The organism is Eoetvoesiella caeni (genome assembly GCF_003315175.1).
Taxonomy (GTDB): Bacteria; Pseudomonadota; Gammaproteobacteria; order Burkholderiales; family Burkholderiaceae_B; genus Eoetvoesia; species Eoetvoesia caeni.
This window is the reverse complement of sequence record NZ_QNRQ01000001.1, coordinates 569038-581634: the sequence shown is the minus strand read 5'-3', so window position 1 is coordinate 581634 and position 12597 is coordinate 569038. Positions and strand designations below refer to the sequence as shown.

Annotated in this window: 11 protein-coding genes; 3 read left to right on the top strand and 8 right to left on the bottom strand. The window is 59.3% G+C overall.

Annotation, left to right across the window (positions count from 1 at the left end):
- Window positions 1–8: 8 nt before the first annotated feature.
- From leuS to DFR37_RS02650, 4 genes are all read right to left on the bottom strand, one after another.
- Window positions 9–2672, bottom strand: coding sequence for a leucine--tRNA ligase (gene leuS / locus DFR37_RS02665; RefSeq protein ID WP_113931874.1), 2664 nt, complete (start codon window positions 2670–2672; stop codon window positions 9–11).
- A 141-nt stretch (window positions 2673–2813) separates the two neighbouring features.
- A complete protein-coding gene (rpmG, locus tag DFR37_RS02660) occupies window positions 2814–2981 on the bottom strand; it encodes a 50S ribosomal protein L33 (RefSeq protein WP_113931683.1) in 168 nt (55 codons plus the stop codon).
- 34 nt (window positions 2982–3015) lie between these two features.
- Window positions 3016–3252 (bottom strand): 50S ribosomal protein L28, encoded by a 237-nt coding sequence (gene rpmB, locus DFR37_RS02655; RefSeq protein WP_113931682.1) that lies wholly within the window; start codon window positions 3250–3252, stop codon window positions 3016–3018.
- Window positions 3253–3428: 176 nt separating this feature from the next.
- Window positions 3429–4622, bottom strand: a complete 1194-nt coding sequence (locus tag DFR37_RS02650; RefSeq protein ID WP_379881314.1) for a Bcr/CflA family multidrug efflux MFS transporter — start codon at window positions 4620–4622, stop codon at window positions 3429–3431.
- A gap of 401 nt (window positions 4623–5023) precedes the next feature.
- Between DFR37_RS02650 and DFR37_RS02645 the strand changes: the two genes are divergently transcribed.
- Entirely contained in the window at window positions 5024–6229 is a 1206-nt protein-coding gene (locus DFR37_RS02645; RefSeq protein WP_218951374.1) for a class I SAM-dependent methyltransferase, read from the top strand.
- Between the two features lie 38 nt (window positions 6230–6267).
- Here the strand turns inward: DFR37_RS02645 and DFR37_RS02640 are convergent, their stop codons facing one another.
- The 4 genes from DFR37_RS02640 to radC form a co-directional block, all read right to left on the bottom strand.
- Entirely contained in the window at window positions 6268–7674 is a 1407-nt protein-coding gene (locus tag DFR37_RS02640) for an MATE family efflux transporter (RefSeq protein ID WP_113931679.1), read from the bottom strand.
- Window position 7675: 1 nt separating this feature from the next.
- Entirely contained in the window at window positions 7676–9421 is a 1746-nt protein-coding gene (locus DFR37_RS02635; protein WP_113931678.1) for an ArnT family glycosyltransferase, read from the bottom strand.
- Window positions 9422–9630: 209 nt separating this feature from the next.
- Complete coding sequence (locus tag DFR37_RS02630) at window positions 9631–9897, bottom strand: type B 50S ribosomal protein L31 (protein ID WP_113931873.1); 267 nt, start codon at window positions 9895–9897, stop codon at window positions 9631–9633.
- Window positions 9898–10203: 306 nt separating this feature from the next.
- On the bottom strand, window positions 10204–10893 hold the full coding sequence (gene radC, locus DFR37_RS02625) for a RadC family protein (protein ID WP_242341669.1): 690 nt from the start codon (window positions 10891–10893) through the stop codon (window positions 10204–10206).
- Window positions 10894–11145: 252 nt separating this feature from the next.
- On the opposite strand from radC, the gene DFR37_RS02620 reads away from it, so the two are divergent.
- Together DFR37_RS02620 and ispH are read left to right on the top strand one after the other, a co-directional pair.
- A complete protein-coding gene (locus tag DFR37_RS02620) occupies window positions 11146–11622 on the top strand; it encodes an FKBP-type peptidyl-prolyl cis-trans isomerase (protein ID WP_113931677.1) in 477 nt (158 codons plus the stop codon).
- Window positions 11622–12587: a 4-hydroxy-3-methylbut-2-enyl diphosphate reductase gene (gene ispH / locus DFR37_RS02615; RefSeq protein ID WP_113931676.1), complete on the top strand. Its 966-nt coding sequence runs from the start codon at window positions 11622–11624 to the stop codon at window positions 12585–12587. The genes DFR37_RS02620 and ispH overlap by 1 nt, the downstream gene beginning before the upstream one ends.
- The last annotated feature ends 10 nt before the right edge of the window (window positions 12588–12597 follow it).

Here is a 12597-nt window from a genome sequence, read left to right as displayed (position 1 = left end):
GGGTGCTGTTATCCGACAATGTTGACCAGTTTTCCAGGTACGACGATGACGCGCTTGATGGGACGTCCTTCAAGGAAGCGGCCTGTCGCGTCATGGGCGGTGGCGGCCTGCTCGATGTCTGCCTTGCTTGATCCGTTCGCCACTTTCAACGCGCCGCGCAGCTTGCCGTTGATTTGCAGCATGAGTTCGATCTCGTCTGCAACCAGGGCCGCTTCATCGACTTCGGGCCAGGGCGCATCCAGCAGGTCGCCATAAAGCCCGTTCAGCCCCAGTTCGTTCCAGATCTGCCAGGTGATGTGCGGTACCACAGGATACAGTACGCGCAGCAAGATGCTAAGCGTATCGGCAATGGCCTGGTGGGCGACTGGCGTATCGGGCAGATCGGCCGACTCAAGCGTATTCAGCATTTTCATGCACGTTGAGACGACGGTGTTGTACTGAATGCGCTGGTAATCGTAATCGGCCAGCTTGAGCAGGCTGTGGATTTCGCGGCGCAGGGTCTTGGTGGCTTCGTCGGCGCTGCTCCAGTCGGGGGCGGCCGGGGCCTGCGCCGCGGCCTGGACAATGGCCAGGCGGCTATGGCTGTAGGACCAGACGCGGCGCAAATAGCGGTTGGCGCCGTCCACGCCCGAGTCGGACCATTCGAGTGTTTGTTCGGGCGGGCTGGCGAACATGACGAACAGGCGCGCCGTGTCGGCGCCCATGGTGTCGATGAGCGATTGCGGATCCACACCATTGTTCTTGGATTTGGACATGGTGCCGATGCCGCCGTACTGCACGGCGGACCCGTCTTTCAGCAACTTGGCGCCGACAATTGCGCCCTTGGCGTCGTAGACATTTTCGACTTCTTCGGGCCAAAAATATTCTATGCCGCCTTTTTCGTTCTTGCGCGAGTAGATGTGGTTCAGCACCATGCCCTGGCACAGCAGGCGGGTAAAGGGTTCGCTGAACTTGACCATGCCAAGGTCGCGCATGACGCGTGTCCAGAAGCGCGCATACAGCAGGTGCAGCACAGCGTGCTCGATGCCCCCGATGTATTGGTCCATGGGCATCCAGTAGTCGTTGCGTTCGTCGACCATGGCATTGTCGTTGCCTGGCGAGGTATAGCGCATGAAGTACCACGACGAATCGACAAAGGTGTCCATGGTGTCGGTTTCGCGGCGTGCCGCCGTGCCGCATTTCGGGCACTTGCAGGACAGAAAGGCTTCATGCTTGGTCAGCGGGTTGCCGCTGCCGTCCGGAATGAGGTCGTCGGGCAGGATGACGGGAAGATCCTGCTCGGGCACCGGCACGGGGCCGCAGTCGGGGCAATGAATAATGGGAATGGGGGTGCCCCAGTAGCGCTGGCGCGAAATGCCCCAATCGCGCAGGCGCCATGTCGTTTGCTTTTCGCCCAGGCCTTTGGCGGCCAGGTCGGCAGCCACGGCATCGACGGTTTGGGCGGGGGTCAGGCCGTTGTATGGCCCGGAATTGACCGTATTGCCTTGCTGCTTGTCGCCGTACCATTCTTGCCAGGCGTCGGTAGAGTAGGTCTTGCCTTCGACGGCGACGACATCCTTGATGGGCAGATTGTATTTTTTGGCGAAGGCGAAGTCGCGTTCGTCATGGGCAGGCACGCCCATGACCGCGCCGTCGCCATAGGTCATGAGAACGTAGTTGCCTACCCAGATATCGATTTGTTCGCCAGTAATAGGGTGGGTTACCTGCAGGCTGGTGCGCATGCCTTCTTTTTCGCGCGTGGCCAGCTCGACCTCGGTGGTGCCGCCTTTTTTGCAGGTCTCGATGAAAGCCGCCAATTCGGGGTTGCTTTGTGCCGCATGCGTTGCCAGCGGGTGCTCAGGTGCCACGGCGCAAAACGTGACACCCATGATGGTGTCGGCCCGAGTGGTAAATACATACAGGCGGCCGTCCTGAATCAGTGCGCCGTTGTTGTCCTTGATGTCGTGCGGGAACGCAAAGCGCACGCCCGAGCTCTTGCCTATCCAGTTTTCCTGCATCAGGCGCACGCGTTCGGGCCAGCCGGGCAGGCCGTCATGAACCTGTTCGAGCAGTTCTTCGGCATAGTCGGTGATGCGCAGGTAATAGCCTGGAATCTCGCGTTTTTCGACGGGTGCGCCGGAGCGCCAGCCGCGTCCATCGATGACTTGCTCGTTGGCCAGCACGGTTTGGTCGACCGGATCCCAATTGACGATTTGGGTCTTGCGGTAGGCAATGCCTTTTTCGAGCATCTTCAGGAACAGCCACTGGTTCCATTTGTAGTATTTCGGGTCGCAAGCGCACATTTCGCGCGACCAGTCTATGGCCAGGCCCATCGCCAGCATCTGCTTTTTCATGTAGGCGATGTTGTCGTACGTCCATTTGGCCGGCGGCACCTTGGACTTGATGGCGGCGTTCTCGGCAGGCATGCCGAAAGCGTCCCAGCCCATGGGCATTAAAACGTTATAGCCGCGCATGCGCAGTTGGCGCGCCATCATGTCGTTGATGGTGTAGTTGCGCACATGGCCCATGTGCAGCTTGCCGCTGGGGTAGGGCAGCATGGAGCAGGCGTAGAACTTGGGCTTGGGTTCGCCCTTGGCATTGACGGCGGTTTCGCTGACGCGGTAGGCGTCGCGTTCGCCCCAATTTTGCTGGGCGGCTGCTTCGACGGCGGTGGGGCTGTAACGTTCCTGCATGGGATTCTTGGTCTTTAAGGTTTGATGCAAACCATACATTATAGGGTGCTGTGCCGTATAGCGCTTTGGATGCGCAGGCGGCTTGCGGGGAACGCAAAAAACCCTGGCGAACCAGGGTTTTTTTCATGCTGCTGTTGTCGATTACTTGAGTTTGATTTCTTTGTAGTCGACATGCTTGCGAGCAACGGGATCGAATTTCTTGATCAGCATTTTCTCGGGCATATTGCGCTTGTTTTTGGTGGTCGTGTAGAAATGACCGGTGCCAGCAGTGGATTCGAGTTTGATTTTCTCGCGAAGGCCTTTTGCCATGATGAGCTCCTGATGATTAGTACGCTGCTGCGGCTTACGCCACTACGCCACGGGCGCGCAGGTCGGCCAGGACGACATCGATACCGTTCTTGTCGATGGTGCGAATAGCCTTGGTGCTTACGCGAAGACGTACCCAGCGGTTTTCGCTTTCGACCCAGAAGCGGCGCGATTGCAGATTAGGAAGAAAGCGACGCTTGGTTTTGTTGTTCGCGTGCGAAACATTGTTGCCCGTCATTGGGCCTTTGCCGGTAACTTGGCATACGCGTGCCATGGTTATACCCCTTAAGTTTTTGCTATAAAGGCCCATCACCCTCAATAAAGCTCTTTGTATGTTTGCCTGGCAGCTTGTTTTGCCAAAACCCATACAAAGGGCAGTACCTATGGGTGAAACGATAAGACCGTAATATCTGTAAAGCCTAGTATTCTAATATGAATACGGCTAATTAATCAAGCTGCCCGTAGGCCAATGCGTCCAAATAACCACGATAGGACGGTGCTGATTGCCAAAATGCCTGTCAGCGGAAGCGCTGTGTCCGATTGCCATTGGCTGATTGCCAGGCCGGCCAGCGCTCCGAACAGCATTTGCAAAGTGCCCATCAGGGCCGAGGCAACACCCAGGCGCATGCCTTGGCGGGACAGCGCAAGCGCCGCCGCGTTGGGGTTTACAAACCCCTGGCTTGCCATAAAGCCCATCAAGCATACCATAAGCAAAGGCAGGGTCAGCAGGCCCAGCAAAGTCAGGGCCAGCGCGGCGGCAGAACTGACCACCACCGATATCAGCGCCAGTTTCAGCAGCTTTTCAGTGGTGTGCCGGTCAAGCAGGCGGGCGTTGACTTGCGCCGCGAGTATCAGCGCGGCCGCGCCCAGTCCGAAGATAAAGCCAAAGTACGTGGGGGCCACGCCGTAGACTCCCATGACCACGCGCGGCGTTCCAGATATATACGTGAACAGGCCGGCCGACCCGCATGCGCCGGACAAGGAAAAGCAAATGAATTGCCGATCGCGCAGCAATTGCCAATAATTGCCGGCAATGCTGGAGACGCGCAGCGGCGCGCGATTCTGGGGCGCGAGCGTTTCGCGCATGGTAAGCAGCGAAGCCAGCAACAGCAGCGCGCCGCCGATGGCCATCAAGCCGAAAATGCCGCGCCATCCGACAAACAGCAGTATCTGGCCGCCGAGTATGGGACCCAGGATAGGCGTGACGCCCATGATCAGCATAAGCAGCGACATGGCTTTGGCCGCGTCGCGGGTGCTGAAGTTGTCGCGGATGACGGCTTTCGGAATGACCATGCCCGCGGCGCCGCCGAAAGCCTGCGCAATGCGCCAAAGGGTCAGGTGTTCGATGTCGCCGGTCAAAGTGCAGCCAACGGAAGCGATCGTGAAGATGATCAGCCCGCCAAGCAATGGAGGCTTTCTTCCGTAGCGGTCGGCAAGCGGCCCGTAAATCATTTGCGCCAGCGCCATGCCGAATAAATAACTGGCCAGCGTGCGTTCGACCTGCCCTTGGGTTGTGTTCAGGCCCTCGACTATGGCGGGGAAGGAGGGCAGGTACATGTCTATGGCCAGAGGGCCAAGGGCGGCTAAAGCGCCCATGAGGACCAGCCATCCTGGCATTAGCGATTCTTTTTTTATTGGGGGCATGTAGTGGCGCGATCTTGATGATGCATGAGCGGACAGCTTGCTAGTCTAAAGGATTCCAGGAGTCGGTGCATGTGTGCACAATGCGACGTCGAAGCGCCTATGTCCCTGTTGCAGCCCCTGTTGTAGTTTCGGGATTGATCGTTTGGTGATAAATTGATAGCGGCTTTTTTGCAATCGCCCCGTAAGAGGGTGTCGCAGAAGGCCTGGGGACTTGTGCATATCTTTGAAATTTATAGACTTGTAAACAGGTAAGCACGCTTTGAACGAGCTCTGGCGGTTGCGCGTCTTCGTCTTATGCAGCGCTCCGCTTTGCGAGCTTCGTTCAGAGATGCTTGAACTATAGGGAGTGGGATGTGAGTTCGGTTTTATCGGCGGTAGAGAAAAAGTTGGCATCTTTGTCAATGGCGGTTCAGGTGCAGTTGCCCGACGGTTCTGTAGCTGGACCGGCCGACGCCAAGATGCGCTTGGTGGCTAAAGACAAAATTGCCTTGCTGCACCTGGCTTCAGGGCAAGCGGGGTTGTTGGGCGAGGATTACGTTGAAGGTCGGCTAGACGTCCAAGGTTCCATGCGAGACCTCATGCGTCTGGCCACCAGCATCTTGCCGGCCTCCCCCATCGACACGGGGCACGGCAATTGGTTTACCGGCCTGGCCAGGCACGCCGTTTCGGTCTGGCGCCACAGCACCGAACGCGATGCCAAGCAAATCCAGTTTCATTACGACTTGTCTGACGATTTCTACGAACTTTGGCTTGATCCGCGGCGAGTCTATTCCTGCGCGTATTTCCGCACTCCCGACATGACTGTCGCCCAGGCCCAAGAGGCCAAGCTCGACCATATCTGCCGCAAGCTGGCGCTCAAGTCCGGCGAGCGCTTCCTGGATATTGGCGCGGGATGGGGGGGCTTGCTGTTGTGGGCCGCGGAAAATTACGGAGTGGACGCCACGGGCATTACCTTGTCCAAGAACCAGCATGCCCACGTCAATCGTCTGATCGAAGAAAAAGGCCTGTCCGGGCGCGTGCGCATGACTTTGCTTGATTACCGCGCCCTGGACGAATCGCAGCCCTACGACAAGATAGCGTCCGTCGGCATGTTCGAGCATGTGGGGCGGGCGCAATTGGGGGCATATTTTTCCAAATTGCGCCGCCTATTGCGTCCGGGCGGCTTGATCATGAACCACGGCATCACGGCCGGCGGCGTATACAACGCCGAAGTCGGCGCGGGCATGGGGCAGTTCATCGAAAAATACATCTTCCCGGGCGGCGAGCTTACCCATATCAGCAACGAACTCGCGCGCATCTCGGATGCGGGTCTTGAAGACGTCGACGTCGAAAACTTGCGGCCGCACTATGCGCGAACGCTTTGGGCCTGGAGCGACGCGCTCGAGGCTCGGCTGGACGAGGCGCGGCAGTTCCTCAAGGGCGAGCAAGGAGCTAAATCGTTGCGGGCCTACCGCATATATTTGGCGGGTTGCGCCATGGGCTTCGAGCAAGGCTGGATAGCCTTGCACCAGGTGCTGCTGCAGCACAAGGCCACTGGACGCGGCGACGAGCTGGATTATCCGGCCGACCTTACCTACCCCTGGCGCCGCGAGTATATTTATCGTTGACGCGTCCTGGGTGGGCGGCAAGCAGCGTAGCCGCGCCTCTACCCGAGGCTGCGGCGATACTGGTTTAGTATGTGCCGGTACCAGCCATAAAGCAGCGTTGCCGAAATTGCCAGGCCGATCAGCGACATCAGCCATAAGCTGGCCGCCCCGATGGGGGCGCCCGGCATAACGCGTTCGATAATCGGTTCAAGGCTGCCCGCGGCAGGGCCGAAGCCCAGCCACCAGCCGCCTATCAGCCCTATGCCTGTAAGCGCGACGATTTGCAGCAGCATGGGCACTACCGCCACTTTGTAGGCACGCAGTAAATACGAGTTGATGCACTGCATGGCGTCGCATAAATGAAAGTAGGGAATGACCTGCATCAGGGCCGCGGCAATGGCGGCCACTTTCAGGTCGTTCGTATAGACGGCCAGAATCATTGGCTTGCCCACGATAAGCAGCACGATGGTTGCGATGGCACCCACGAATACGACTATTAGTCCTGCCTGTGCCGTTTTCTGGGCGCGATGTACGTCGTTGGCGCCGATTGCCTGCGCGGTGAGCGAAGCGGCGGCAATGCCGACCGCCATGGGCATCATGTAGCACAGCGCCACCAGGTTGGACATGATCTGGTGGCCGCCGGTCACGAACATGCCCTCGCGCGCCACCAGAAGCGCCATGAAACTGAATGCGCAGACCTCGACCAGATAAGAGCCGCCCATGGGCAGGCCCAGGCGCAGCAATTCTTTCTGGGCGGCCCAGCGGGGCCGGTACAGTTTAAGATTGAAGCCGGCGTAAAAAGTGTCGTGCTTGAGCATCCACAGCCCGGCCGCCAAGGTCATCCAACTGACGATGGCGGTGGACAGGCCCGCGCCGATGGCGCCCAGCGCGGGCGCGCCCAGCTTGCCAAAGATGAAGATCCAGTTGAACAGGGCCTTGAACGCAATGCTGACCAGGTTGATGCCCATGACCATTTTGGGCCGGGATACCGCTGTTCCCAACGCGTATATGGTGCGGAACACCAGCGCGGCGGGCAGTGCAAAAGCCAGGGCGCGCAAGTACCATGTAATGCCGTAGTGCACCTGGGGTTCGATGCCGCTGGACAGCGAGAGCCAGACGTCTGGAACCAGCATGGCGGCTATTCCCACCACTGACAAGCCAAGCGCCATCCAGACACCCTGGCCCCAGGCGTGGCCGACTTCGGCGTGGCGCTGGGCGCCGAAGTGCTGGCCAATAATAGGGATCAGCGCATGTACGACTCCCATCAGGCCGACGAACACCGTGATGTAAATCGATACGGACAGCGACATGGCTTGCAGGTCGGCGGCACTGGCATGGCCGGCCATGGCTGTGTCTATGACGCCAAAGGCGATGCTTGCCCAGGCGCTGATCAGCACCGGCCAGGCCTGGTGCAATGTTTGCTTGATATAGAAAAAAAGGCTGGCCGGGAGGGCTGGCGGGTTCATGCTAGTTGATCCGCAGCAGGCGGAACATTTCGCGCCGGTCGGCGCCGCGCTTGCCTTCCCATAGTACCTGCGCTCCATCGAAGCCAGCCGTGCCTGCCTCGACGCTTTGCGGCGAGGTTTGCTGCAGCACCAGTTTGCATTTGGAGCTGTAGCTGAAGTCAATGCCATTGAAGACATAGAACGATGCGCGCTGGCCGACGCCCAGCGCCGCGGCCCGTACGCAGTCCTGAGGCTGAGTCAAGGCTTTAAGAGTGACCGACAATTGCGCCGAGACGCTGCGATAGCTACGCACATAGTCCAGGGCGGGCATCCAGAGGGTGACCAACAGCAGCCAGGTCAAGGTGATGCCGCAGGCCGAAAGAACCGTGCCGCGCCATAATGCCGACGGCTTGGAGTGCAGGCGCCAGCGTACCAGGCCTATCCAGCAAAGAGTGCCCGCAAGCGCAATGGCTACTGCGGGCCACGAAATATATGCCTGGTAGCCGGTAGTCTGGCGGGCGATATTGTGCGCGATTTGCGTCGGCCAGCCGGCTTGCAGCGCTATCCAGCCCAGCCAGACCGTTGCGCAAGTCAGCGAAAAGCACATGACGGCAAACCAGTCCAGTGAATTGACGACGCCGCGGCGCAAGGTGGGCAGGGCGAATGCGGCCAGCACGGCGACCGGCAATGCCATGAGGCTGTATTCGGGTTCGAAGGGGTCGGCCAGAAAGCACATGACCGCCAGCGGCCAGACCGCGAACATCAGCGGAATCCAGATGTGGGGCGCGTAAAGCCACGAGCGCCAGCGCCAGATGGCCAGCAGTGCGAACGGCCAGGTGGGCCACAAGAACCAGGGCAGGTCGCGCAGGATGCTGATCAGCGCGGCGCTTTGAGGCCAGCCGAACGAATTGACGTTCCAGAGCCACCAGTTCTCCACCCAGTAGGGGCTAAGGTGGCTGGCGGGTATCCACCATAACAGGATCATGCTGGTGGCGATGACGGCGGCCACGATCAGCCAGTGCTTGGCCGGCCACAGCGCGCTGCGCGGCGCAAAAGCGAAAGGTACGGCCAGCATGATGGGCAGGGCGCCTATCCATCCGCGCGTCAGGAACGCCGCGCCCAAAGCCACGCCTAGAGTTACAGCGCCCGACAGCGGGTGGTCCAGCATGCGCGCGACGGCATAAAACGCCAATGCCTGGAAGGCGACAATGGCTGGGACCTCGGAGGTTTCGTGCAGGCGCCACATGATGCCGGCCGTAGCAAGGATTAGCAGCAATGCGGCGTCGGCGATCATGCGTCCGTAGGCGCGTACAGTCGGTTCGCCGCCAAAGGGCAGGGCCAGCGGCTGGGGTTCGGGGCGCCGGCCCAACAGGTAGGTTCCGTACCAGATGGACCACAGCAAAAGGCCGAACCACAAGAAATTGGGCAGGCGCGATGCGATGATGGCGGCGTCCAGCGGCGAGGTAAAAAACTCGAACAGTGGGCTGAACAGCCAGATGCTGAAAGCCCCTACCCACATGACGAAAGGGCCGTCCTGGGCGTACGCAAGTGTGCCGATCTGCGGCAGCCACAGCGCGTGGGCGGGCCCGTGCAGGGCGGTCAGCATGGTGGCCAGCCCTACGACGTCGTCGGTTTTCCATGGATCCCTGAAATACAGCCCGGCAAATATATAGACGACGGCCAGCAAAAGCAGCAACAGCCGCGGCAGCTTGGTGGTGGCCGAGGCGGTAAGGCGGGCAGGAGTCGAATGGGGAGATTGTAGGGCCACGGAGTCGGCGTAATTAAATGGATGACGGAGCCATCTTAAATTAAAACGGAAATAAAAAGGCAGCCCTGAGGCTGCCTTTTACGGGCGATAGCGGATAGGGGCAGTATGAATTCCGTGCTTTGCGGCCCCAGTGCATTTGCCTTGAGGCGGCCGGTGGAAAAATACTCCTGCGCTTCGCCGCTTGCCGCCCCGAGGGACAGCTTTTTCTATTACGACGCTTTCTTGACAGTGCCGGCGGTGCGGGCAAAGCGGGCGCGGAATTTCTCGACGCGGCCGGTTTCCACGAGGCGTGTTTGAGCGCCGGTGTAGAACGGATGCGATTCAGAGGTAACTTCGCACTTGAAGAGCGGGTAGGTTTTACCGTCCAGTTCAACGGTTTCGCGGCTGTTGAGCGTAGAGCGCGAAATGAACTTGTTGCCGGTTTGCTGATCCAGAAACACCACATCGCGGTATTCGGGGTGGATGCCTTCTTTCATGATGAATTCCTGTTGTATCGAAAAAGACGGGTCGCCAGCCAGGAGCAAGGCAAGGCACGTTCCTTGTTTTTGCTTATTCATGAAGTCTTTTTTCTTGGCTGTTTTATATCGCCAAGCGCCAAGGCTTCCCTAGCCACGTATCCAGATTAACTTGCAATTCTAGCACGAATGGCCTATGTGCCCAAAGCATAATAGTAGGTTTTGTGCCGGCGGTGTCGCATTCCGGCGTCAACAACCCATAGGCAAGCTTGGACGTCCATATTGCTGGGCAGGACCCAATTATTGCAGGCGGCGGCCCGGCCGGCCTCACAACTGGCCGCGTTCCGCCAGCGATACGGCGCCGCGCGGCGTCACGATAAGGTGGTCCAGCAGACGGATATCAACCAAAGCCAGCGCTTGCTTCAAATGGCGGGTCAGGGCAAGGTCGGCCTGGCTTGGCTCTGAAACGCCGGAAGGATGGTTGTGGGCCAGGATAAGCGCCGCGGCGTGATGCTTGAGCCCCGCCTTGACGACTTCGCGGGGATAGACCGAGGCTTGTGTAAGCGTGCCCTTGGCCAGTTCTTCGCAAATAATCAGGCGGTATTGGCTGTCCAGGTATAGGGCGAAGCAATGTTCTATCTTCAGGTGGCCGAGGGTGGCAATGCAATAGTGCTTGACGCGTTCCGGCTGGTCCAGCGCCTGGCCGATGCGCAGTTCTTCGGCCAGGGCGCGGCGGTTCAGTTCGTTGATGGCCTGTAGTTCGCAGGCTTTGGCCAGGCCAAGGCCGGGCAGCTTCAGCAAGGTATGGACATCGGCGGCGAGCAGGCCGCGCAGGCCGCTGAACTGTTCGATCAAGCGATGGCCCAACGAGACGGCATCGCAGCCCTTGGTTCCGGTACGCAGCACTATGGCTAGAAGTTCAGGCGAAGTCAGGGCCTGGGCGCCATGGGCGAGCAGGCGTTCGCGGGGGCGTTCGGGAGTCATGGCAATGGGGCGGCGAGGCGTAGGCGTGGGCATGGTTTTTCTCGGCTGGGTGGATGCATTCAGGAGTCTCGATCAAGCTGTCGGGCGTTTCGTCGGGTGGCGTGCCTGGCCTGGGACGGGATCGAAGAATTCCTACGATGCCTGTCTTTGGCGGGTTTGAGCAGCCGAGTGAACGGTTTTGTCCGTCTCGGCTTGTCCTGACAGGCCCTGGGCGCCGGTTGTAATGTGCGAAGTTGCAAGAGGCACTAAAATGATGAATTCGCAATGTTTTTTTGGTGAACGATTTTGATTTCCCCCATTGATTCCGCCAAGGCTGTCGTCCGTCCCGACTCTTACCTTACCTTGCATTACCGCATCGAATTGACAACGGGGCCGGCCGCGGGCTCGGTATTTGCCGACACTTTTGCCAGCCGTCCGGCGACCTTGCAACTTGGAATGGGGCAATGGGCGCCGCCCATGGAACAAGCCTTGCTGGGCCGCGAAGAGAGTACGCAATTCAGCATTGAATTGCCGGCGGCCCAGGCCTACGGCGAGCGTAATCCCGAGCTCATCCAGCGCGTGACCAATGCCATGCTCGAGGCCAATACCGAGCCGGGTACGGTATTCGAACTGGGCGATATCGTCGAGTTTTTCGCGCCCAACGGCGGCCGTTATTCGGGCATTCTAAAAGAGCGCGGCGAGGGTTGGGCCTTGTTCGACTTCAACCATCCTTTGGCCGGAGCCGACCTGCGCATCGATGTATCTTTGTTGGGGGTGTTGTAATGCCAGTAGGCAAGGTAGCGGGACAGGGCTCCGCAGAAGTCATCCTGGCCCAGCCGCGTGGTTTTTGTGCGGGGGTCGACCGGGCCATCGACATCGTCGAGCGTGCACTTGAACTGCATGGCGCTCCCATCTATGTACGTCATGAAATCGTTCATAACCGCTATGTGGTTCAAGACCTGAAGTCCAAGGGCGCGATTTTCATTGCCGAACTTGACGAGGCGCCCAAAGGCTCCATCGTGGTGTTTTCGGCTCACGGCGTGGCTCAAAGCGTACGCGCCCAGGCCGAAAAAATGGGCTTGCGGGTATTCGATGCCACGTGTCCGCTGGTCACCAAAGTCCATGTCGAAGTGGCTCGCATGCGCGAGGCCGGCCGCGAAATCATCATGATCGGCCATCGCGGCCACCCTGAAGTCGAAGGCACCCTGGGCCAGGCCGACAGCGGCATGTACCTGGTTGAAACCATTGAAGACGTAGACGCTTTGCAGGTCGCCGACCCGGACAACCTGGCTTTCGTTACCCAGACGACGTTGTCGGTCGATGATGCCGCGGCCGTCGCCCATGCATTGCGCACGCGTTTTCCCTCCATTGTCGAGCCCAAGAAAAGCGACATCTGCTACGCCACCCAGAACCGCCAGGACGCGGTCAAGGTAATGGCGCCCGATTGCGATCTGGTGCTGGTGGTGGGCAGTCCCAACAGTTCCAATTCCAACCGCCTGCGCGAGGTCGCCGAACGCAAAGGCGCGGCGGCCTATCTTATCGACGATCCCGACATGATCGATGCGGCCTGGCTGGTCAACGCCAAGCGAATCGGATTGACCGCGGGCGCATCGGCTCCCGAGGTGCTGGTGCGTCAGGTTATCGACCGTCTGAAAGAACTGGGGGCGGCTTCGGTGCGCACTTTGCCCGGCACCGAAGAGAACGTGGCATTTCCGCTGCCTCGCGAGCTTTCGCGCAAACGACAATAACTTAATATCT

Coding starts and splice junctions, on each gene's coding strand:
- rpmG (WP_113931683.1), bottom strand. CDS start 2,981: ATGGCAAAAGGCCTTCGCGAGAAAATCAAACTCGAATCCACTGCTGGC.
- leuS (WP_113931874.1), bottom strand. CDS start 2,672: ATGCAGGAACGTTACAGCCCCACCGCCGTCGAAGCAGCCGCCCAGCAA.
- ispH (WP_113931676.1), top strand. CDS start 11,622: ATGCCAGTAGGCAAGGTAGCGGGACAGGGCTCCGCAGAAGTCATCCTG.
- DFR37_RS02640 (WP_113931679.1), bottom strand. CDS start 7,674: ATGAACCCGCCAGCCCTCCCGGCCAGCCTTTTTTTCTATATCAAGCAA.
- DFR37_RS02645 (WP_218951374.1), top strand. CDS start 5,024: ATGGCGGTTCAGGTGCAGTTGCCCGACGGTTCTGTAGCTGGACCGGCC.
- DFR37_RS02630 (WP_113931873.1), bottom strand. CDS start 9,897: ATGAAAGAAGGCATCCACCCCGAATACCGCGATGTGGTGTTTCTGGAT.
- rpmB (WP_113931682.1), bottom strand. CDS start 3,252: ATGGCACGCGTATGCCAAGTTACCGGCAAAGGCCCAATGACGGGCAAC.
- DFR37_RS02650 (WP_379881314.1), bottom strand. CDS start 4,622: ATGCCCCCAATAAAAAAAGAATCGCTAATGCCAGGATGGCTGGTCCTC.
- radC (WP_242341669.1), bottom strand. CDS start 10,893: ATGCCCACGCCTACGCCTCGCCGCCCCATTGCCATGACTCCCGAACGC.